Raw genomic sequence first — 361 nt, forward strand, 5'->3', positions numbered from 1 at the left:
TCTGCTTATCGATCTTATTTGTCGTCTCTTCTTATAAATTCACTGATTGATCCCAAAGCTATCGCAACTGTTTTATCATTTACAGCCATTATTACAGCTGTTGTATCCTTTGCATTCAGTTTTTTATACGGTCATATTTTTTCAACATTCTGGCAAGCTAATTTGTGGTTGGCAGGAGTTATGGCTGTGATTTTTGGGGGGGCTGCTTTAATTATTTTTTTCAGAAAACAAGAAATCATTTGGTTACAGCCTGAAAATGCACAATCGTCAAAACAACATTTCTTGAAACGCAAGCATCAAGAATTTTGCTATGGGCAAATTTATCCGGAAGCATCGTGCATTAATGAAAACATCAAGGATG

At 35.7% G+C, this 361-nt stretch carries 1 pseudogene; it reads left to right on the plus strand.

Annotated elements, in window-relative coordinates:
• A pseudogene (locus ACFIM8_RS09270) lies at positions 1–361 on the plus strand (hypothetical protein); the annotation flags it as partial.

The sequence above is a fragment of the Bartonella sp. AC535YNZD genome (genome assembly GCF_042196625.1).
Classification (GTDB): Bacteria; Pseudomonadota; Alphaproteobacteria; order Rhizobiales; family Rhizobiaceae; genus Bartonella.